Raw genomic sequence first — 21,786 nt, 5'->3', positions numbered from 1 at the left:
TCAGGCAGGACGGCTTGCGGAGAACCGGCCAGCGCCGCCGTAAACAACCAGAAATGTTGCAAAAGCCGTTACCACCACGGATGGGCCTGCGGGCGTGTCCAGGTGCCACGACATACTCAGGCCGCCCGCTACCGCAACAAACCCGAATCCAACCGCCAGCGCTGCCATCTGTTCCGGGGTGCTGGCCAGCCTGCGCGCGGTGGCGGCGGGAATGATCAACATAGCAGTAATAAGCAATACGCCCACCATCTTCATGGCAACGGCAATCACCAGCGCAAACATTAACATCAGCAGCAGGCGCAGGCGCTCAACCGGCACCCCTTCCACCCTCGCCAGCTCTTCGTGAATGGTGCTCATCAGCAAGCCGCGCCAAAGCACGGCTAAGAGTGTCAGGATCACAACAGCGCCGCCATAAATCCACAGCAGGTCGTGTCGGTTCATGGCTAGCAGATCGCCGAACAACAGGCCGGTCAGGTCAATCCGTACATCCGGCATAAAGCTTAGCGCGACCAGGCCAATGGCCAGGGCGCTGTGGGCAAGAATTCCCAGCAAAGTGTCTGTCGCCAAGGTTTTGTTGCGGGAAAACAGCAACAGCGCCATGGCGAGAACAACGCTGGTGATGAGGACGCCAAGGTTCAGTGGAAGACTGAACAGAAAGCTCAGCGCTATGCCCAGCAGCGCCGAATGCGCGAGCGTGTCGCCGAAATAGGCCATCCTCCGCCATACCACAAAACAGCCCAGCGGCCCGGCAATCAAGGCAACGCCCAAACCACCAATGAGGGCGCGCCAGAAGAAGTCGTTCAGCACTGTATCAATGATGCTCATGGTTGCACTCCCCATGTTCGTTCGCTGAACCCGAATGACCTGTGCCAACCACGTTGCCGCTCAGGTCGTGGCTGTGGTTATGGTTGTGGTGATACACCGCCAGAGACTCCGCGACCGGCCGGCCGAAGGTTTCAATAAACGCAGGGTCGTGTGAGATATCGGCAGGATGCCCGCTGCAGCACACGTGCTGGTTCAGGCAGATCACCTTGTCGGTTGCGGCCATAACCAAATGCAAATCGTGAGAAATCATGATGACGCCGCAGTTGAGTTCATCTCTAAGCTGACGAATCAGATCATAAAGCGCCGCCTGGCCATTGATATCGACACCTTGTGCCGGTTCATCAAGCACCAGGAGATCCGGTTTCCGGACCAGTGCCCTGGCCAGTAAAAGGCGTTGCTGCTCTCCACCTGACAAATGGTGGACAGATGCCTTCAGCAGATGGCTGACACCGGTTCGCTCCAGCGCAGCGACGCAGGCTGCAAGAGGTTGGCCGCTGAGCAACATGAAGCGCTCTACGCTCAGGGGAAGCGTTGATTCAAGGCTTAGATGTTGGGGCACATACCCGATCACCAAGCCCTTTGCGCGCAGGATACGGCCGCTTGTGGCGGCCTGTATGCCCAGAACCGCCTTGATCAGGGTGGTTTTGCCGGCGCCGTTTGGGCCAATGATGGTAATGATATCGCCCCGGTGCAGCGCCAGGCTGACCCGATCAACAACTGGGCGATCATCAAACCGGACGGTAAGGTTTTCGATGGCAACCAGCGGTTCATCCATTGGGTTGCTCTCCCTGACAGCTGGGGCACAGGCCTGCTATTTCAAGAGTTATGGCTTCGGTAACGAATGCTTCGGCGCCGGCCGCTTCGTGTATGGCTTTGGAGACGGTTGTGTCTGTTAGCTCCAGAGCATTGCCGCAAGAGCGACAGATGAGAAACATCCCTGTGTGATGCTCGCCAGCATGGGCACAGCCGATAAAGGCATTCAGGGAGGCTATACGGTGCACCAACCCGTACTGTTGCAGGAAGTCGAGTGCCCGGTAGACCGTCGGAGGCGCAGCACTGTGGCCTTCTGATGCCAGTTTCGCCAGTACATCGTAGGCGCCGAGTGGTTTGTGGGATTCCCAGATAAGCTCAAGAACTCGCTCACGGGTGGGCGTCAGGCGAGCATGCTGCTCTTGGCAGATGGCTCTGGCTTCAGCCAAAGCCTGGCTGACACAGTCATCGTGGTTGTGAGGGCGGTAAGGTAGCGCGCGAGCGGACATGATCGGAATCCTGCAGAATTTGTAACATTATAACATCCGCAGGAGCCCGACTGCCAAGGGTAAGAATCGAGACGGCTTATACCAGGGAATCGCTGGCGAGAGATTCAAGGTAATCCAGGTTAGGAATCCAGGCCGTTTCGCCGTCAACGTCAACGAGCATAAGATCAGCAGGCCCGTTTTCTGCCTCCATTTTCTTGATCTGCTCTTCTGTAATGCGAACCTGGCTTGGAATGCCCTGAGTAATCAGTGCCAAGAAACGCAGCTTTTTGTTGTTGTCGGTGATGCTATTGAGCACCACGATTCGGCCCCGATTTTCACCAGGCACTGACAAGGTTCCGCCATTGGCTGCATCGTAGGAAATAACAGGCAGGTTAAGGCCTCGCCATTCCAGGCGGCCAGCAAGCCAGTCAGGTGCCCCGACACCGGCCTCACTGCTGGCGTAGTCCACCACTTCGGCAATGGATACGTTGGGCAGTAAAAGTTGCCGCCCGCTCACGGGAATCATGACGCAGGAGAGGGTTTGGCTGTTGTCATTCATTGCTTGTGTCCTCAGGCGGAGCCCCGTTTCTGCCGGCCTTTCAGCAGGCAGGATTTTTCGATGGTTTTGACCAGTTCCCGGGCCAGTTGCTCTGGTGTGCCGGTAAAGCTGGAGCAGCCGGTGGCAGCCACGGAATCCGGCATTGAGCTATTGCCGCAGCTGGAGCTCTCCTGAACCCAGATTCGGCTACCATAGGCTTTGAGCAGAGGTGCTGCAATTGCGCCGTCATTGCCCATACCGGAAAACAGAACGGCATGGCAATGGGAGCCGTAGTGGTCTGCAGTATTGAGCAACACCTGGTCAATCGACGGGCTATAAGGCCCGGGCCAAGGTGTATCCAGCTCAGTCAGAGCGCCAGTGGCAGAGAATCTCCACTCATGCTCAACCGGCATCAGTACCACATCGCCGTTTTTAACCCGGTAATTCTCTTCGGCATGCTGCAGCTTGTAATGCGCATGGCGGCCAAGCACCCGTGTGAGCACTTCGGCGAAATTCCCGTCAATATGCTGGGCATAAACGAAGCCCACTGGCAGACCCGGTGGAAGGCAGTCCAGAAACGCTTTCACGGCCGCCGGACCACCCAGCGATGCGCACAACACCCAAATCTCTTCTGCTACGGAACCCGGTGCCGCAGGGGTTAGCCACTGCGGAAGCTCCGACGATTCCAGGCTTAGTGGGGCTTCTGCTTCAAGCTCTTCGATACTGTCTTTGGAATCCAGCTGTGACAGGTCTCCCAGCTCTTGTTCCAGCTTGCCCAGCAATCGCCGTTCCCAGCGAAAATATTCTGTGCTCCCAGCCCCGGGTGCCTGATCCAACCCGAACAGAACCGGAGCCTCAGTGTTATCCAGAAGGTAATCAAACAAGGCAGGATGATCTGCCTCGTCTTCCAGTGTCACCAGCCAGAGCCCGGCTTCCGGGAACTCACGATGGCTCTGCAGGCGCTCCGGATCACCTGAGAAGCACACCTCAAGGCCGAATTTGGCGGCCGCCGCCTGCAGTCTGTGTCGCTGCAGGACAACGTCCGAAACAATGCCGACCTGAGCCCGACCGGTTTGGCCGGTCATCACTGCTTACCGGTTAGCCGTGCAATGGTCTTCAGCAGTTCCGTTTCCTGGAACGGCTTGCCCAGGTACTCGTTTACGCCGATGGCCAATGCCCGCTCACGGTGCTTTTCGCCGGTTCGGGATGTGATCATGCAGATCGGCATATCACGCAGGTTGTCATCGTGCCTTACGAAGCTGGCTACCTCAAAGCCATCCATGCGTGGCATTTCAATATCCAGCAGCATGATGTCCGGCTTATGATCCTGCAGCTGCGCCACCGCATCTAGGCCATCTTTTGCAGTGATGACCTCCATGCCATTACGCTCGAGCAGGCGCGAGGTAACCTTGCGCACGGTAACCGAGTCGTCCACCACCATGACAACCGTGGCGCGCTCTTCGTAGCGGGTAGACTCTCTTGTCTTGTCCAAGTCGGCCAGACGCTGGCGTTCAGACAATATGTCGGAACGAATCATGGCGGGCAGGTCGAGAATCACCACCACGTTGCCATCACCAAGAATGGTGGCACCGGACACACCGCGAACGGTGCCGAACTGCGGCCCCAGCGACTTAACCACGATTTCACGGCTGCCCATCAGGTTATCTACCTGCAGAGCCATAGGTTGCTCGGCACCGCGTACCAGAATTACCGGAAGCGGCAGGGCCTGGCCCTGAAGTTTCGGATGGTGATCACTGTTCAGCAGGCTGCCAAGATACTGCAGGCGGTATTCCTGGCCAGCGTATTCGTACATGGGCGCATCCGGCTTGTAGTATTCCTCAAGCTCGTAAGTGCTGACCCGCACGATACCCTCAATGGTGTTGAGCGGGATGGCGTAGAAATCTTCGCCCGTGGATACCATCAGGGCCCGGTTTACCGAAACGGTAAAGGGTAACCTGACGGTAAACACGGTGCCGCGACCGACCTGCGATTCAATGTCCAGGCTGCCGCCCAGCTGTTTGATCTCACTGGCGACCACGTCCATACCAACGCCACGACCGGAAATCTGGGTAATGTTCTGTGCGGTTGAGAACCCGGGCTGCACGATAAACTGCAGAATCTCGCGTTCGGAGAGTTCTTCATCCTCCCGCAACAACCCTTGGCGAATGGCCTTTTCCCGGATGACATTTGAAGGGATACCAGCACCGTCGTCTACCATGCGCAGAACCACGTCGCCACCTTCGCGAGCCAGCGACAGGGTGACTGCACCTGCCTCCGCTTTGCCGCTCTTCTTCCGGTCAGCCGGCATTTCAATGCCGTGATCAATGGCGTTACGCAGCATGTGTTCGAGCGGCGCAATCATTCGCTCGAGTATGGTGCGGTCCATTTCGCCTTCGGCGTTGCGTACATCAAACTCAACTTTCTTGCCCAGCTCACCGCTGATCTGGCGAACAATCCGGCGCAGGCGCGGCACCATGGAAGAGAACGGAATCATTCGGGTCTTCATCAGACCTTCCTGAAGTTCTGTGTTAATACGGGACTGCTGAACCAGCAGGGTTTCTGTATCCCGCACCCGGTCGGCTAGAGTTTCGCGAAGATCTGCGAGGTCTGAAGACGATTCCGTCAGAGCCCGCGACAACTGCTGAATGGAGGAATACCTGTCCATTTCCAACGGATCGAAATCGTCCCCGTAATCTGGACCATGCTCTTTCTCGGCACTGAACAGAATCTGTGCTTCGGTTTCGATTTCCATCCGGCGCAACTGTTCCCGCAGACGCTCGATGGTGGCAGCCATTTCATCCAGCGTATGGCTGAAGTCGCTGCTTTGCTGTTCCAGTCGACCACGGGTAATACTGGTTTCACCGGCCAGGTTAACCAGATCATCCAGCAAGGGAGCAGATACCCGAATGGTTTCCTGTGCTGCACGCTGTGCATCAACAACGCGCTTGGAGTTCTTGGCCCTGGCAGGCGCAGGCTTTGGTGTGGGCTCTGCTGGTGCCTCTGGCGCTTCGGGTACTTGTACTTCCGGTGCGGCTTCGGCCACAGGTGCGGCCGCCACTGCGCCAGACTCGTAGCGTTCGCGTATGTCAGCAACCAGGGCAATGATACCGTCGTGATCTTCGGTAATGGCTTGCCACTGGGTGTCATCAGGTGACTTGCCTGCCAGGTCAATCAAGCGTGTTTCAAAATTGTGGGCCTTATCACCCAGCAGCGTGAGCTGGGATAAACGGGCACCGCCCTTCAAGGTATGCAGTGCGCGCTGAGCTTCCTGATTGAAGTGTTTGCTGGCAGGATCTTTGCGCCAATCTGCAAGAAGGTGCTCCAGCTGGTCCATGATCTCGCCAGCCTCTTCCAGGAAGATCTCCAGAATCTCTGGATCAATCGCTTCCTGATCAGCGGTGGCCGTTTCTTCTGGTGACGCTTCAAAATTGCCTGACTCCAGAGTTTGGGCACTGCTGAAGGACATCAGAAGATCCGGGTCTGCCGCTGGCTCTGTACCAAACGCCAGCTCACCGAGCATGGACTTCAGGTTATCAAGTCCACGGGTGCTCAGGGCTAATAGCAGCCGCTGGTTCCCTGGGATCGATGTCACCGCTTCGAGGGCGCCAGCCCAAACTTCCGCCAGTTCAGCGATGGGGTCGACATCGGATAGTCGAGCACCACCTTTGAGTGTGTGCAGCTCTTGCTGAAGCTGTGGAACGCCATGCATTGCCTGGGGGTCTTCACGCCATTGGTCGAGGCACTCGCTGATGGCGTCGTGGATCTCATGGCCTTCATCCAGGAAAATATTGGCTATGTCGTCGTCATGGCTTGTGTCAGCTTGCGTGATTTCCGGAAGTGGTGCCGGAGTATCAATGTCTGCTGGCTCAATCTCAGTCTCAACAACTGTCTCTATGGGCGACGATTCGCCACGGAGAATCGCTTCAACCTGATCCACCAGATCGTTGGCGGGCGGGCAAGGCTTCTGGGTAGCAACCTGTTCAACCATCTGCGCCAGTCGGTCGTGGCATGCAAACAGCAGGTCGTTCATTGCACTGCTGGAAGCAAGCTGGCCTTCGGCTACCTTTTCAAACAGGTCTTCGAGCACGTGGGTCAGATCGCCAATGGCGTCAACCCCTGCCATGCGGGCGCCGCCTTTCAGCGTATGAACGTCGCGTTGCAGTTCTGCTGCCACGGACCGGTTCGACGGGTCTTCACTCCAGGCATGCAGGGCACTGCCTGTGGAGTTGATCAGGTCGTAAGCTTCCTCAAGGAAAATGCCGGTGAGTTCCGGGTCCATGTGCGAGAGATCGGTGCCGACGTCGGCAGCTTCCGGCTCATCAACACCCTCAAGCTCAGGCAACGGCGGCAGATCATCTGCGGAATCAGGGCTTTCCGGCTCAGCCGGTGCTGCCACATCTGTAACCGGTCGTGAACGGGTCGTGTTGTCCATGTAGGCATGGATTTCGCTGATCAGATCAGGTGCCGGGCGAGGTGATTCCTTGGCTTCCAGGTTGTCCACCATGCCGGCGAGACGGTCATGGCAGCGGAACAAAAGGTCAGACAGCTCGTCGTTTACGGAGAGTTTCTTATCTGTCAGGCCCTCGAACAGGGTTTCTAGCTCATGGGCCAGATCACCTACGGCCACAATTTCGGCAAGGCGTGCACCCCCTTTAAGGGTGTGAAGATCCCTTTGCAGCAGGCGCAAAATGTCGAGGTTGCCGGTGTCTTCGCTCCAGTTTTGCAGAGCCTCTGCGGTGCTGTCGATGAGCTCGCGAGCTTCTTCAAGGAAGATCTCCGCAAGTTCGTCGTCCATGTCACTGTCGGATGCTTCAACGCCTTCATCAGTTTCAGGCAGCGGCAGGTCGCTGGTTGTAGTGGCTTCCAGCTCTTCCATATCGAAGCTGAGGTCTATTTCCTCCAGGTCTTCGGTGAATTCCTGGTCGAATGCACTTGTGGTCTCGGTTTCGGCACCGAGCAGGGACTGGGTGAGCGCTTCAAGCTCAGCCACCAGCTCGTCACCGGACTCAGTGGCCAACCCTGCAGCAATCTGATCCATCATGTTGATCAGGTGCTCGTGGGCATTGCGAACGGATGAGAAGAACCAATCCTCTGGTGCCTCACTCTGGTTTGCGGCGGCTGCATAAACTTCGTGGAGAGCCTCTGACAAAGCGGCGACATCGGCCAGCCCGGCGTCGGATGCTGCATCGGTAAGCTGTGCCAATTCTGCAGTCAGGCGTTGGAGCGGGCCTCGGTCTTCAGGGGTTTCCGCCCACTGGGCAAGGATAAGGTCGGCATCCAGAACGACATCTAGCCCTTCACTGAGGAACAGTTGCACCAGCTGGGAGGGCGCTGGTTGTGTGCCGTCGTGGCTGATATCTTCGCTGTAGGTGCGAAGCCGGTCATTGGATATGCGTTCCAGCTTTTCCAGGAACGCTTCAGTGCTTGGCAACGAGGCCTGAGGCTCATTGCGTATCTGAGCCAGCCCTTGTGTCAGGAAGTCGCAGGCCGCCTCAATCAGTGACAGCACGTCGCGGTCTGCGCGCAGGTTCTGGGCGCGGGATTCTTTTATGAAGCGTTCAAGCGGGGCAATGATTGCCGCAATCGGCGCTATACCCGCAGTGTGGGCACTTCCTTTGAGGGTGTGCAGAGCGCGTGACAGGTCGTCTGTATAGGAGACGTTTACCTTGTCGCCTGCAGCAGCCAAAAATTCTCTGAGGGTTTGCAGATGGGTTTCTGTTTCACTCTCGAAGATATCCAGTAACACTGGATCAACGTCGCGATCATCATCCGTATCGTAATCGGATTCCGTCAGCTCTATAGCGGTACTGGCGAAGGCGCTGTCATCATCAGCTGAGGGCATCGTGCTTGCGTCAGGGATATCCCCATTCGCAAGAGCCTTGGCGCGGGCTTCCAGGTTGGAAGGGTCCATTGACGGCGGTTGTTTGTTCTCAAAATCACTGACCAGAGATGGAAGAACGCCCGTAGCCTCATCCAGCAGGCTGGCAATGTCGTCATTCATGAAGGTGCTGCCGTCGATTACGCGGTTCAGCATGTTTTCTATAGACCAGGCCAGCTCACCTACCACCATTGCACCAACCATGCGACCACTGCCCTTGAGCGTGTGGAATGCACGGCGCACTTCGGAAAGCGCGCTGCGGTCATCGTGTTGACGCAACAGCATGGGGAGGTATTCCCGGATGGTTTCCAGAACCTCACCGGCTTCCTCGACAAAGATTTCGAGGATTTCGTCGTCTATCAGGTCGTCTTGCTGCTCGCTATCGCCAGTCAATTCCGGTGTAGGAGCACTTTCAACCACTGCTTCCGGCTCAGTGACTTCGGCTGTTTCCGCGGCGGCCACTTGTTCATTGTCGCTGCGACGGGTTGTTGCCATGGCTTCCCCGCGCGCAACCAAATCTGCGACATCGTCGGCGGCTTGGCCGTCACGGAATGCATGAATCAGGGCGGGAATGCGGGCATTCGCTTCATCAATAAACGAGAACAGTTCGTCGGTCGGTTTGATGCTCTGATCAATTACCCGGTTCAGTAGATTTTCCACTGACCAAGCCAGGTCGCCAAGGCTTCTGGCACCAACCAGTCGGCCGCTACCTTTAAGTGTGTGGTAAGCGCGGCGGACTTCGGTCAGTGCCGGGCGGTCGTCGTGGTTCTGGTGCAAGCGCGGGTAGAATTCGTGGATAGTTTCCAGAACCTCTTCCGCTTCTTCCACAAAGATGCCGAGGATCTCGTCGTCCAGAAGCTCCTCATCCGAAGCTTTGGAGGCGGTACTGCCGCTATGCGCCGCAGCATCTTCTGACGCCATGGGCTCTACAACGGGCACATCATCCTGTGCCAATTCAGTGCCCCAAGTGGGCTCTTCGCCTACCGGGAACCCGAGGCCTGCAAGGCTTTCTTCAGCAATCCGAAGAATGTCTGCATTGTCGCTTATGCCTTCAGCCAGTCGCTCAAGGTAATACTCAATACTGGTAATGGCATCTGCGAGGGTATCCAACTGCCTCCAATCGGGAACATGCTTGTCGCTGAGGAGAACATCAGAAATATAACGCTCGGCAGACGCCAGCATGCTGGCTACACGCTCCAGCGGTACCAGGCTCAGGCCGCCACGGATGCTGTGGAGCAGACCGGGGACGTGTTCGATTTCACGGGTGTCCCACTGGGACGCAATAAAGTTGATAACCGCTGACTTTACTTGCTCCAGCGTATTGCGGGACTCTCTCAGAAGGGCACTGCTGGCTTCTCCAAGTTCGCGGGAACCCTGATTGGCAGGAAGGCTGTCGACGTTTCTCGAGGAAGGCTCAGGCTGCCGTTCGCTGTCCAGGCCTGCAAGGCTGGCTTCCACGTAAAGCAGAGCTCCGGCTATATCCATCAGAGTGCCGTCGTCAACCAGTTCGCTTTGGGCTCCCAGCTTTTCAATCAGCTCAATTTGTTCGGTAATAACCTTCCGAGGAATACCCAGACCAAGCACCGCTAGCGTATTACCCACCTGCACCAGGCCCGGAAGAAGATCTTCAAGCTCGCTGTTTTTTCGCAGCTCTGAACGTACAAAAAGGTCCAGTTGGTCTTTTAGCTTGGCCAGTTCTTCATTCAGTGCACTGACAACGGAGTGGATGGCTTCACGGCCGGGGCCGGAGACGCGATTTCGGGCTGCATCCACATCGTCTTCTGAAGGCAGTGCCTCTGTGAGCTGGTAGCGGTTACGCAGATCCCTTACATTTTCGGAATCCAGATCCCGCGCCCGTGCTACGTAATAAAGCAGGTGTTTGAGCAGTGCATCGGGTGCTGGTTGAGCGAGGATATCTCCATGCTCGTCGGTGAGGCGACGGATTTCGCTATCGAGCTCCCGAAGCAGGGACTTGACCGCTGCGTTGACCGGGTTCGCCTTTGCCTGAAGTGTTTCTACAAAGGCAGCCGCAGCTTTCCAGAGTTCGCCACGGGGCGTTTTCTGGCAAAGACGGGTGAGCCGGTGAATAACCTTCTGCAGGTAGACGAACTGGGCATCAAGGTCTTCTTCGCGAATGATCCCGGCAAGGGCAAACTGGTACATCTGTCGCAGTTTGCGGATGTGGCCGAGTACTTTGGGATCTTGCAGGCGCTGCGACACATTGTCTGCAACCTGCATTCGCGATGGAGCGAGATCTGGCTTGAACAGAGAGGTGTCAGACAGCAGCGAGTCGCCCCGCGCAGCCCGCAGGTCGTTCAGCAGAGGCAGCAGTACCATGGGGAAATCATCCTGGCTGCTGGCCAAGTGTTCCAGATACTGGGGAAGCTGAAGTATGGCTTCCATCAGAACATTCACGGCTTCGTCCACACTGACGACGCTGTTATCCAGCACCGCCTGGGTGAGCTTTTCCATTTCCTCGGTCAGCAGGGCTGCGCCGTATAGTTCAACCATCTGCAGGGTGCCATGCACCTGATGGAGATAATTCAGGCAGAAACGCAGGCGTGCTGTATCGTCACGATTTTCAACGTACGCCTCCAGCGCATGCTGACCTTGGGTCAGCGTGTCCTGTATCTCGCCCCGAACCCAGTCGAGGGCGATGTTGTCATGGTGGTTGCCCATAACCTCTCCGGTTATTCTTCGTCAGTCTGGCGCTTGATCCACGCCAGTACATGTTCCGAGGGTACTTTTTGTAGGCCTGGGGGCTGCCAGTCGGTCAGCTCTCCCTGGCCCAGAACCAGTAGTCCCCCGGGCGCCAGCCGCTCTGCAAGACGCCTGACAATGTCCCGTCTGCGCCAGCGACGGAAATAAATCAGCAAATTCTGGCAGAAGATAATATTCATTCCGTGCATGGGCGCTTTATCCAGATCCAACACATTCAGTCTGGTAAAGCAGACCCGCTCCCGGATGCTTTCGACAATTTCAACGGTGTTCCGCTCGGCCGGGCGGAAATACCGGGTTTTCATGTCTTCGTCCATGCCCAGCAATTTGCGGGCGTTGAACTGGCCTGTCCGGGCCTTCTCGATAACCGGTGTGCTGATGTCCGAACCGGTAACGCCATAGAGCGGCTGCAGTCCCAGCTGAGTCATACACTCGTTCAGCACCATGGCTAAGGTGTAAGGCTCTTCACCGGACGAGCAACCGACGCTCCATGCCTCAATTGGCCGTTTTCGGAACTGTTCCCTAGGTCGTGTGAGAACGTAATCGGCGACCAGTCGAAAGGCATCAGGGTCCCTGAAAAAACGGGTTTCCTGCACCGTAAGCCGGTCCACCAGCGTTGACCACTCCCGAATGGCATCCGGCCCCGAGATAATCGTTTCGTAGTAGGCCTGATAGCTACTGCAGCCTATTTCCCGCATCCGGATGGCCAGATTGGTTTCCAGAAACGAGCGGCGCTCTGCAGGCAGTGTCATGCCAGTACGGTGTTCCAGTAGGGTCTGCCACTGGCTGAACTGCGCCTCATCCATTTCCGGAAGACGGCGCAGACACCAGGAACTTTCGGCAGTTGACGGATTGTTATGAAATTCAGACATAAACCGCCATTAGCCTCGGGCTGTAAATCAGCCCACCACCGGAACGTTGCTGTCTTCCTCTTCGTCGTGGCCTGCCATATCTTCCTCGGGCAGCGTAAAGCCGGCAACGGAGGACCGCAGCTCGGAAGCCATTTCCGCCAGGTTCCCGATAGACTTCGCGGTCGCGTTGGTACCGGACGAGGTCTGGGAGGTGATTTCCTGGATAACGTTCATCGTGTTGGAAATGTGTGCCGCAGAAGACGACTGCTGGCGTGCCGCGTTGGAGATGTTCTGGATCAGTTCTGCAAGGCTCATGGATACGTTCTCGATTTCTTCGAGAGCAATACCCGCGTCCTGTGCCAGGCGTGCACCACGTACCACTTCGGCGGTGGTGTGTTCCATGGAAATAACGGCTTCGTTGGTGTCAGACTGGATTGTCTTAACCAGCGCTTCAATCTGCTTGGTTGCAGCAGAGGAACGTTCCGCAAGGCGCTGAACTTCGTCCGCAACTACCGCAAAGCCTCGACCCGCGTCACCGGCCATAGAGGCCTGGATAGCAGCGTTCAGAGACAGGATGTTGGTTTGGTCGGCAATGTCGTTGATCAGGGATACGATGTCACCGATTTCCTGGGAAGACTCACCCAGACGCTTGATCCGCTTGGAGGTTTCCTGGATCTGCTCACGGATATTGTCCATGCCGCGAATGGTGTTCTGTACCACTTCTGCGCCTTTCTTGGCGATGGCAACCGAGCGCTCCGCAACCGCAGAAGATTCCGCCGCGTTGGAAGATACCTGGTCGATAGAGACAGCCATTTCGTTAACAGCAGCAGATGCACCGGCAATTTCCTGGGCCTGGTGCTCGGAAGCATCGGCCAGGTGCATGGCGGTAGACTGGGTTTCCTGGGCCGCTGAGGCCACTCGCACCGCAGTACCACGAATTGCTTGTACCAGTCCGCGCATCTGGTCGATCGCGTAGTTGATGGAGTCAGCGATGGCACCGGTGAAGTCCTCGGTTACCGTGGCCTCCGTGGTCAAGTCACCATCAGCCAGATCGGCCAGTTCGTCCAGCAGTCGCAGGATCGCATTCTGGTTTTGCTCGTTCTGCTCCTGGGTAGTGGATAGCCGCGTTTGGGCTTCCCGGTACAGGGCAAGGCCGATAAACACAACCATGGCGACCATGGCGGCCAGGATAATAAAGGCCAGAGTCGGGCTTACCAGCCGTGAGCCACTCTGGGCGCGGAAGCTTTCGGCAAGAACAGACAGTTCAGACAGCAGAATCTCGGAGTTCTGGAAGATGTCGCTGGCAGAGTTACGTACCTTGAAGAGGTCGGGAGAGGCTTCAAGGATAGCGTCTACGTTCTGGGCGACGAATTCGAACAGCTCATCAACTGCCTCAAGGCCGTAGATTGCGTCTTCATCATCAACCTTGGTAGTGCCCATCGCCGGGTTGCCGTTTAGCTGCCCGTCGAGTACGCGGCCAAACAGGCTCGCGTCGCGACCAAAGCGGTCAGCGGCAATGACGGCGTCTTCGTCACCGGAGAGTACGTTGTTTACCGAGCGCACAATACGCTCTGCAAGCAATGACTGGCGCTGAGCCAGTGCAATCTGTTCGGCTGGTGCACCGCTATCCAGCAGGATTTGTACGATATCGTCGTACTCCACCTGAAGCTGGGGGATGGTTTCGTTCAGGGTGCGTGCCACTTCGTGCAGACCAAGAACGGCGTCCCGGGTGGATAGAATGCTGTCTGCGTTCTCGCGTACCGAGTTCCAATGCTGCTGAACACCACTTTCGCGGGCCAATTCACTGGGAGGCAGGCCGGTTTCGGGGTTGCCTTCGGTCACGTTAGACCAGAGCTGCTGGAATTCATCGCGGGAACGGCGCAACTGGTTGAACGCCTCGGCGGTACCGCCGGCGGCTTCAGTCGCGTTTTTCGCGATCTCCTGCGACAACACCCTGAGTTCAGCTGCGTTGGCAATGTATTCCTGGTCGTTCTGGCTGTCCCTGTTGATTATAAACAGGACCACAACGAGCAGGACAGTGAGTGCGATCAGCGAGGTAATCAGGCCGGCAACAAGTTTGTTGCCCCCCTGACCCGTACCGATTCTTCCGGCTCTGTTTTTCATTTTCTGGCTCCCGGCCTCTTCTGGAATTTGGCAAGTTGTTTTAATGAGGTTTCAGGCAGTCAGGGTGTTTTTCCTGCCACTGTCATCACCCTTACCACTGCGCGACGTCAAGAAAGCGTTCGTCTTCGAGCAGGTCGACTGCGGAAAACACTTTCCAGACTTCTTCGTTTCGTTCATAGCCGCCTGCGACAAACGGCTGAACGCTTTCAGGCACACCCGCGGGTGCTGCCTTGAAACTATCGGTTGCAAAGTACTGCATGCCCAACACGGAATCGACCACCAGGCCACTGAAGATGTCGCCTTGCTCAATCACAAGCACCCGCCGTTCTCGCTGACTGCGGGATGAGCGGGGAATGTCAAAGAAGCCGGCTAGATCAACCAGGGGGAGGAGGCGACCGCGCACGTTGGCAGCGCCCATCAGAAACGGCCGTACGCCCGGGATATGTGTAAACCGGGGAACGTGCAGTATTTCAGTGACCTCACCCATGGGAGCCACATAGCGCTCGCCTGCAAGAACAAAGCCGATGCCGTTCCAAAGTTCAACGGCTTCTTGCTGTTCGGGCAGACCGGCGGCCATGGATCGGCTGCGTCGGGCGATATCCGTCAGTACGGCAAAGGGGGCGGCCTGTGCGGACATGCTTTCTCCGAAGTTGGGATCAGCCAATCAAACTGTTGATTGTGTTGATCAGGTCGTCTTCGTTTACCGGCTTGACCAGGTAGCCTTTGGCGCCCTGACGGGTACCCCAAACACGGTCAGTTTCCTGATCCTTCGTGGTGACAATAATCACCGGAATGGAAGCCGTTTCGGGAGCCCGGGTAAGCTGGCGGGTTGCCTGAAAGCCATTGAGGCCAGGCATAACCACATCCATGAGTACCAGATCCGGGGTTTCGGCACGGGCCTTGGCAACACCATCTGCGCCGTTATCGGCAGTAAGCACTTCGTGCTTGTGCTTTTCCAGAATGGTGGAGATTTTTTTAACCTCGGTAGGAGAATCGTCAACAATCAGAATGCGAGCCATTGGTTCCTCGATGGTTCTTTATATGTCAGCAGGGTTTACTGTGGTGCCACAGGTACATAGTGGCGAATGGTATTGAGCAGCTCATCCTTGCTGAACGGTTTGGTCAGGTACTGGTCAGAGCCGACGATGCGACCCTTGGCCTTGTCAAAAAGCCCGTCTTTGCTTGATAGCATGATGACCGGCGTCTTCTTGAATGAGGAATTATTTTTGATGAGCGCGCAGGTCTGGTAGCCGTCCAGGCGGGGCATCATGATATCCACAAAGATGATATCGGGTTGTGAGTCGGCAATTTTAGCCAAAGCGTCAAAACCGTCTGTCGCGGTGATAACCTCACAGCCTACCTTCTTCAGGAGGGTTTCTGCGGTGCGACGGATGGTTTTGCTATCGTCGATCACCATGATCTTCAAGTTCTCGAAGTTGTCATCCATTGTCCAGGTGCCTTGCGCTCAGCGACTGTCATTGTTTTAAACGGGGGCTTTTTAGCATAAACCTTAAGGTTCTTCTATAAACCCTGTTCATTTATAGATTATCAGTGGCCTGATAAAAAGTATTACTTTGTGTCCAAATGTACTTTTGCCTGCAACATCACGTAATTTACCCAGGATTTCTCCGGATGCATTCAAGGCTCGGGTACAATACCATCTGATTTCTCAGCATAGCACTTATTACCCGGTTTACTCTGCATACCGGTTCGTGTTTTTCACCCCTCAGGAGCGCCAGAGACACTATGACCGTTCGACTTGGAATTGTGATGGATCCCATCGAGGATATCCATTTCAAAAAAGACAGTTCATTGGCGATGTTGCTGGCTGCGCAAAACCGCGGCTGGGAAATCGAATACATGGAGCTACCTGACCTTTATCTGGACGGTGGCAAGGCCATGGCCCACATGCGCAGCCTGACGGTGCGCAAGGATCCCGAAGACTGGTTCAGCTATGGCCCTGCGCGGGATCTGCCCTTGGGTGATCTTGATGTGATCCTGATGCGCAAAGATCCGCCGGTCGATGATGAGTTCCTGATGGCTACCTATATTCTTGGGTCCGCCGAGCAACAAGGCGCGCTGGTGGTTAATCCGGCTGCCACCTTGCGGGACTGCAATGAGAAGCTGTTTGCTACACAGTTTGAAGATCTTACGCCGCCTCTGCTGGTCAGCCGGTCGTCGAAGCGTTTCCGGGAATTTTATGCGCAGCACGGCGACATTATTATGAAGCCGGTGAACGGTATGGGTGGCCATTCCATTTTCCGCATTAAGGAAAACGACTTTAACCTGGGTGTGATTATTGAAACCCTGACCAATTATGGTGCGCGCCAGGCTATGGCCCAGAAGTTCATTCCTGAAATCAGCAACGGCGATAAGCGCATTCTGATGATTGAAGGTGAGGCAGTGCCATATTCCCTTGCGCGAATTCCATCGCAAGGTGAAAATCGCGGAAATCTTGCGGCCGGTGGTCGGGGCGAGGGTCGTGAGCTAACGGACCGTGACCGTGAGATCTGTGCGCGGGTGGCGCCGGTAATCAAAGAAAAAGGTTTGATGTTTGTAGGCCTGGATGTGATCGGTGATTACCTTACCGAAATCAACGTCACCAGCCCCACCTGCATCCGGGAGCTGGATGACACCTTCGGGACAGATATTGGCGGAATGTTGATTGATGCCATTGCGAAGCGTCTTAACCGGGGCTGACGTGAGTATTATGGGTCAACTACGGGAACGGGTTTAGTCATGGCGGTGCAGGTAAGCGATTTTGACAGGTTTTCCTTCACGCTGTTTATGGCGCTGGTGGTGCATGCAGTTGTGGTGTTGGGAATTACCTTTGCCCCGGAGTCTCCGCGCTCTTCTGCCCAGACAATGGAAATCACCCTGTCGCAGTTTGATGATGAGCAGGCGCCGGAAAAGGCAGATTTTTTGGCGCAGACCAACCAGCAGGGCAGTGGCACTGAAGATGAGCCCCGGGAGATGACCTCGCCGCAACCTGCGGAAATCAGCCAGCCGGAAGTGGCTCAGGTGCAGCCGGAACCCCTGGCCCAGGTGGAGCCTGTTCGCCGACAGGAGCGCGCGGTTGTGCAAACGGAGGGGCGATCGACTCAGCAGGTTCAGCAGCCTGAGCAGCGCGCTGAGCCAGAAGACGAGCCCTTGCCGGTTAAAGAAAAGAAAAGCCTGATGGAGCGTAGTCTGGAGATTGCCAGTCTGGAAGCCCGCTTTGATGCCCAGCAGCAGGCCTATGCCCGCAAACCCAGAGTGATGCGGGTGACCGCAGCTTCTACTCTGAAGTCCAGCAACGCATGGTACGTGCAGAACTGGGTAAGCAAGGTTACGCGGGTTGGCAATATCAACTATCCCACCGAAGCCCGGCGCGCCGGCGTTTATGGCACCCTGCGAATGCTGGTATCCATGCAGAAAGATGGCACAATCAAGGAAGTGGCTATTCTGCAATCGTCGGGCAGTACACTGTTGGATGATGCAGCCATTCGTATCGTCAGGATGGCCGCGCCCTTCGCGCCTTTTCCTGACGATATGCGAAAAGACGTGGATGAACTGGAAATCATACGCACCTGGTCTTTCCAGCAAAGGGGGCTGACATCTGGATGACGGCATCTAAGCATTCTCCTCACAGCTTGCGACATCACTTTCTGGTGGCATCGCCCTATCTTGCGGATCCTCGCTTTCACGGCGCTGTTATCTACCTTTGCGAGCACTCCAGTGACGGCGCCTTGGGGTTGATGGTCAACCAGCCTCTGGATATTCATTTGGGGGAGATTCTCGAACAGCTTGATCTTCAGGGTGGCGAGCTTGATTTGCCTGTGTTCAGCGGGGGGCCGGTGGAGCAAGAGCGAGGATTCGTGCTGCACTCCCCCGGAGCAGACTGGCAGAGTACCGCCAAGGTCGCCGACGACGTGATGCTGACAACCTCCCGCGATATACTGGCCGGCATTGGACTCAACGAAGGTCCGGAAGAGTTTTTGATGGCTCTCGGTTACTCAGGATGGGGCGAAGGACAACTGGAGGAGGAGTTGGGCAGCAATTCCTGGCTAACCTGCCCTGCCACCACCGACATTCTGTTCAGGACACCGTGGGCTGACCGCTATAAGGCTGTTCTTGCCCTGATAGGGATAGATATTAATCAGCTCAGTGAGACGGTGGGGCATGCCTGAACGCGGACAGCGCAGTGTGATGGCATTCGATTTTGGTCTCCGCCGTATTGGCGTGGCTATGGGGCAGGAGATGATCGGTACAGGCCAGCCCCTGACCATGATCCCTGCCGACAACGGAACCCCGGATTGGGCTCAGCTCGAAAAGCTGTTGGTGGAGTGGCAGCCGGATCTGGTGCTGGTGGGCCTGCCCCTGAACATGGATGGCAGCGAAAATGACATGTGTGGCCGCGCCCGAAAGTTTGGTAAACGCCTGCACGGGCGCTTCCATGTTCCGATAGAAATGGTCGATGAACGCCTGACCAGTTACGAAGCGAAAGGTCAGGTAATGGCTGCCGGTGGTAGTCGGGATTATGGTCGTCACGGTGTAGACGATCGCGCAGCGGTGCTGATACTGGAAACCTGGTGTCGGCTGCAAACAGAATAATAAAGTGAGGATTTAATGAGCGCATTGCTTGATGTAGACCAGCTTCTGGACAAGTTGGAGGCGGGGCTGCGTAATCTGCTTGAAGAGCGAGGTATCAAGTCGCCAGTACTCATTGGCATCCGTACCGGCGGCGTATGGGTGGCCGATATCATTGGCAAGCGCCTGGGAATCGAAGAGCCGTTCGGTGAGCTGGATATTTCATTCTACCGGGATGACTTCAGCCGGATTGGGCTGAATCCCAAGGTCACACCCTCAAGCCTGCCGTTTGATACCGAAGATCGGGATATCATATTGATCGACGACGTTATTATGAGTGGCCGTACAATACGTGCGGCGATGAATGAACTGTTCGATTATGGCCGCCCAGCCAGTATCATACTCGCCACGCTGATTGATCTCGGTGCCCGTGAACTGCCCATCCAGCCCGATGTGGCCGGGCAATCGCTGACGCTGGATGCGACCCAGCGCATAAAACTTCGAGGCCCGGATCCACTCCGGATAGAAATTCAAGCAGCCGAACAGTAAACCCCCGAACCCGATAGCAGGCACTCCATGACCGCAAACGCAGCTTCCCCCAACCACTTGCAGCTCACCCGGGATGGCCAGTTGCGGCATTTTCTGACTCTGGACGGGCTGAACAGGGAGCTGCTGACCGATATTCTGGATACGGCAGATTCTTTTATCGAAGTGGGTGAGCGAAGCATCAAAAAAGTGCCTCTTCTGCGAGGCCGAACTGTGGTCAACCTGTTCTTTGAGGCCAGCACCCGCACTCGTAGTACCTTTGAGCTTGCCGCAAAACGGCTGTCTGCCGACGTACTCAACCTCGACATAAACACCTCCGCAACGTCCAAGGGCGAGTCGCTTTCAGACACGCTTCTCAACCTTGAGGCCATGGCCAGCGATATGTTTGTTGTGCGTCATGCCCAGAGCGGCGCACCACACTTTATTGCAGAAAGCGTGACTCCCGGCGTCGCCATCATCAACGCTGGCGACGGTCGCCACGCACACCCCACGCAAGCCATGCTCGATATGCTGACCATTCGCCAGCACAAAGGCCGTTTTGAGGGTCTTAAAGTGGCCATAGTGGGTGACATTCTGCACTCGCGGGTAGCGCGCTCCCAAATCCGTGCGCTGAACGAGCTGGGCGCCGAGCAGATACGGGTTATTGCCCCCGGAACCCTGCTGCCAAAAGATGTGGAAAGTCTCGGGTGCACTGTGGAATACGATATGGCCAAGGGCATGAAGGATCTGGACGTGGTGATCATGTTGCGCCTGCAGAAAGAGCGTATGGAAGGCGCTTTGCTGCCCAGCGAGCGTGAGTTTTACCGGCTCTACGGCTTAAGTCAGGAGAAGCTGGCGCTGGCGCATCCCGAGTGCATTGTCATGCACCCAGGCCCGATTAATCGTGGCGTCGAAATTGAATCCTCGGTGGCGGATGGCCCGCAGTCGGTCATTCTTAACCAGGTTACCAATGGAATCGCCATCCGCATGGCTGTTATGTCCATGGCTATGGGTGGGCAGATGGCTGAACGACAGCAGAAACTGAACGAAATGAATGAGAGAGGCCTGGCATGAGCGGAAACGACCAACTCTCCGGTGCCAGCCTGAAAATTACTGGCGGCCGACTGCTGGATGGCCATGGCGGTGAAACACCAAATTCTTCCCTGTTGATCCGGAACGGGCGCATTGCGGCCATTGGCGAAGCGGCCGAAAAAGCCGACGCAGACCAATTATTTGATGCCAAAGGCTGCGTGATTTCACCGGGCTTTGTTGATCTGTACTGCAACCTGCGTGAGCCGGGCAATGGCCAGAAAGGCAACATGGTGTCCGAGACCCGTGCCGCGGCACGGGGCGGCTTCACCACCGTATGCGTGTCTCCCGAAACGTCCCCGGTTAACGACTCCCGGGCCGTGACTCACCTGATTCGGGATGGCGCTTATGTCAGCTCGCCGATTCGGGTGTTGCCTGTGGGCGCTCTGACTCGTGGGCTTGATGGGGAAATGCTCAGCGATATGTCGGGCCTGACCGCCGCTGGCTGTATTGCGGTGGGTAACGGTTCCCGCGGTGTGCGCAATGCCCGGGTGCTGCGCCGCTGCATGGCCTATGCCCAGACTTTTGGTTTGATTGTGATGTTGCGCCCGGAGAATCAGTCCCTGGCCGCAGATGGCTACGCCCATGATGGTCTGGTGTCAGCTCGTTTGGGCTTGCTGGGTATTCCGGAAGTGGCTGAAACCGCATCCGTAATGGAAATGCTTTTATTGGCTGAAGAAACCGGCGTAAGGCTGCACTTGAGCCAGCTCTCATGCGGCCGCAGCGTTGAAATGGTTGCCGATGCCCGCCGCCGGGGTATTGCCGTCACCGCTGATGTAGCCATGCATCAGCTTGTGTTTACGGAAGAGGCGCTGTCGAGCTTTGATAGCCGTTTCCATTTGCGCCCGCCGCTGCGTTCAGAGGCGGACCGAAAAGCGCTGGTTGCCGGCGTTCGCGAAGGCGTAATTGATGCCATCGTCAGTCAGCATCTGCCCCATGAAAGCGCTGCCAAGCAGGCGCCGCTGCCAGACACTGAGCCTGGTCTTTCCAGCATAGAAAGTCTGCTCTCCCTCGGGCTTGAACTGGTGCAGCGAGGTGAGTTAACCCTTACCGAGCTGATTCGTGGGCTTACCTCGGGTCCGGCCTCGGTGGCTGGGCTCAATGCTACGATTGGCCAGGATGATGTAGCGGATCTGTGTGTATTTGATCCTGATGCGCACTGGACTCCGAGCAAGCAGACCCTGATTTCGGCCGGTCACCACGCGCCCGTGCTCGATCGGCCGTTGCCGGGCGTTGTTCGGTTTACGCTGGTAGAAGGGCGAGAGGCCTGGCGTAGCGCCTGAAGTCTCTGGATGGGTATGAAAAGAGTGCCCGGGTTTGCGCCAATCTTTGTCGACGCCATCACATAATCCAAAATGTTGCTTAAAAACCCTTGAGACGGGGCGCCTGTGCCAACGTATTCTTATGCCTTTCGGCATAATGTCGACTTCA

General features: G+C 56.4%; 18 protein-coding genes. 7 read left to right on the top strand and 11 right to left on the bottom strand.

The genetic code is table 11. The features are described from left to right. From RG807_RS14315 to pilG, 11 genes are all read right to left on the bottom strand, one after another. Positions 1–825, bottom strand: a complete 825-nt coding sequence (locus tag RG807_RS14315) for a metal ABC transporter permease (protein WP_309045492.1) — start codon at positions 823–825, stop codon at positions 1–3. Continuing rightward, positions 812–1,600: a zinc ABC transporter ATP-binding protein ZnuC gene (gene znuC, locus RG807_RS14310; protein WP_309045491.1), complete on the bottom strand. Its 789-nt coding sequence runs from the start codon at positions 1,598–1,600 to the stop codon at positions 812–814. Before znuC ends, RG807_RS14315 begins: the two co-directional genes overlap by 14 nt. After that, the gene (locus RG807_RS14305) at positions 1,593–2,084 is read right to left on the bottom strand and encodes a Fur family transcriptional regulator (protein ID WP_309045490.1); all 492 of its coding nucleotides are present in this window, start codon (positions 2,082–2,084) and stop codon (positions 1,593–1,595) included. The genes znuC and RG807_RS14305 overlap by 8 nt, the downstream gene beginning before the upstream one ends. Before the next feature lie 76 nt (positions 2,085–2,160). Continuing rightward, the gene (locus RG807_RS14300; protein ID WP_298451952.1) at positions 2,161–2,622 is read right to left on the bottom strand and encodes a chemotaxis protein CheW; all 462 of its coding nucleotides are present in this window, start codon (positions 2,620–2,622) and stop codon (positions 2,161–2,163) included. 11 nt (positions 2,623–2,633) lie between these two features. Beyond that, positions 2,634–3,686: a chemotaxis protein CheB gene (locus tag RG807_RS14295; RefSeq protein WP_309045489.1), complete on the bottom strand. Its 1,053-nt coding sequence runs from the start codon at positions 3,684–3,686 to the stop codon at positions 2,634–2,636. After that, on the bottom strand, positions 3,686–11,158 hold the full coding sequence (locus RG807_RS14290) for an Hpt domain-containing protein (RefSeq protein ID WP_309045488.1): 7,473 nt from the start codon (positions 11,156–11,158) through the stop codon (positions 3,686–3,688). The genes RG807_RS14295 and RG807_RS14290 overlap by 1 nt, the downstream gene beginning before the upstream one ends. A gap of 11 nt (positions 11,159–11,169) precedes the next feature. Continuing rightward, positions 11,170–12,069: a CheR family methyltransferase gene (locus RG807_RS14285; RefSeq protein WP_309045487.1), complete on the bottom strand. Its 900-nt coding sequence runs from the start codon at positions 12,067–12,069 to the stop codon at positions 11,170–11,172. A gap of 27 nt (positions 12,070–12,096) precedes the next feature. After that, positions 12,097–14,172 carry a methyl-accepting chemotaxis protein gene (locus RG807_RS14280; RefSeq protein WP_309045486.1) on the bottom strand — a complete coding sequence of 692 codons (2,076 nt, stop codon included), beginning with the start codon at positions 14,170–14,172 and terminating at the stop codon, positions 12,097–12,099. A gap of 91 nt (positions 14,173–14,263) precedes the next feature. Continuing rightward, on the bottom strand, positions 14,264–14,809 hold the full coding sequence (locus RG807_RS14275) for a chemotaxis protein CheW (protein WP_298451966.1): 546 nt from the start codon (positions 14,807–14,809) through the stop codon (positions 14,264–14,266). A gap of 19 nt (positions 14,810–14,828) precedes the next feature. After that, the gene (gene pilH, locus RG807_RS14270) at positions 14,829–15,191 is read right to left on the bottom strand and encodes a twitching motility response regulator PilH (protein ID WP_298451969.1); all 363 of its coding nucleotides are present in this window, start codon (positions 15,189–15,191) and stop codon (positions 14,829–14,831) included. Positions 15,192–15,226: 35 nt separating this feature from the next. After that, positions 15,227–15,619 carry a twitching motility response regulator PilG gene (pilG, locus tag RG807_RS14265; protein WP_100637866.1) on the bottom strand — a complete coding sequence of 131 codons (393 nt, stop codon included), beginning with the start codon at positions 15,617–15,619 and terminating at the stop codon, positions 15,227–15,229. Positions 15,620–15,918: 299 nt separating this feature from the next. On the opposite strand from pilG, the gene gshB reads away from it, so the two are divergent. From gshB to RG807_RS14230, 7 genes are read left to right on the top strand one after another with little or no spacing between them, the layout of a single operon-like run. After that, positions 15,919–16,872: a glutathione synthase gene (gene gshB / locus RG807_RS14260; protein WP_309045485.1), complete on the top strand. Its 954-nt coding sequence runs from the start codon at positions 15,919–15,921 to the stop codon at positions 16,870–16,872. Between the two features lie 39 nt (positions 16,873–16,911). Next, on the top strand, positions 16,912–17,778 hold the full coding sequence (locus RG807_RS14255) for an energy transducer TonB (RefSeq protein WP_309045484.1): 867 nt from the start codon (positions 16,912–16,914) through the stop codon (positions 17,776–17,778). After that, positions 17,775–18,341 (top strand): YqgE/AlgH family protein, encoded by a 567-nt coding sequence (locus tag RG807_RS14250; protein WP_309045483.1) that lies wholly within the window; start codon positions 17,775–17,777, stop codon positions 18,339–18,341. Before RG807_RS14255 ends, RG807_RS14250 begins: the two co-directional genes overlap by 4 nt. Further along, a complete protein-coding gene (gene ruvX, locus RG807_RS14245; RefSeq protein ID WP_309045482.1) occupies positions 18,334–18,765 on the top strand; it encodes a Holliday junction resolvase RuvX in 432 nt (143 codons plus the stop codon). Before RG807_RS14250 ends, ruvX begins: the two co-directional genes overlap by 8 nt. A gap of 15 nt (positions 18,766–18,780) precedes the next feature. Continuing rightward, positions 18,781–19,290: a bifunctional pyr operon transcriptional regulator/uracil phosphoribosyltransferase PyrR gene (gene pyrR / locus RG807_RS14240; protein WP_309045481.1), complete on the top strand. Its 510-nt coding sequence runs from the start codon at positions 18,781–18,783 to the stop codon at positions 19,288–19,290. Between the two features lie 27 nt (positions 19,291–19,317). Further along, the gene (locus tag RG807_RS14235; protein WP_309045480.1) at positions 19,318–20,340 is read left to right on the top strand and encodes an aspartate carbamoyltransferase catalytic subunit; all 1,023 of its coding nucleotides are present in this window, start codon (positions 19,318–19,320) and stop codon (positions 20,338–20,340) included. Next, on the top strand, positions 20,337–21,638 hold the full coding sequence (locus tag RG807_RS14230) for a dihydroorotase (RefSeq protein WP_309045479.1): 1,302 nt from the start codon (positions 20,337–20,339) through the stop codon (positions 21,636–21,638). The genes RG807_RS14235 and RG807_RS14230 overlap by 4 nt, the downstream gene beginning before the upstream one ends. Positions 21,639–21,786 lie beyond the last annotated feature (148 nt).

Origin of the sequence: Marinobacter sediminicola (genome assembly GCF_031157525.1) — a bacterium.
Classification (GTDB): domain Bacteria; phylum Pseudomonadota; class Gammaproteobacteria; order Pseudomonadales; family Oleiphilaceae; genus Marinobacter; species Marinobacter sediminicola.
This window is presented reverse-complemented; position numbering and strand designations above follow the sequence as displayed.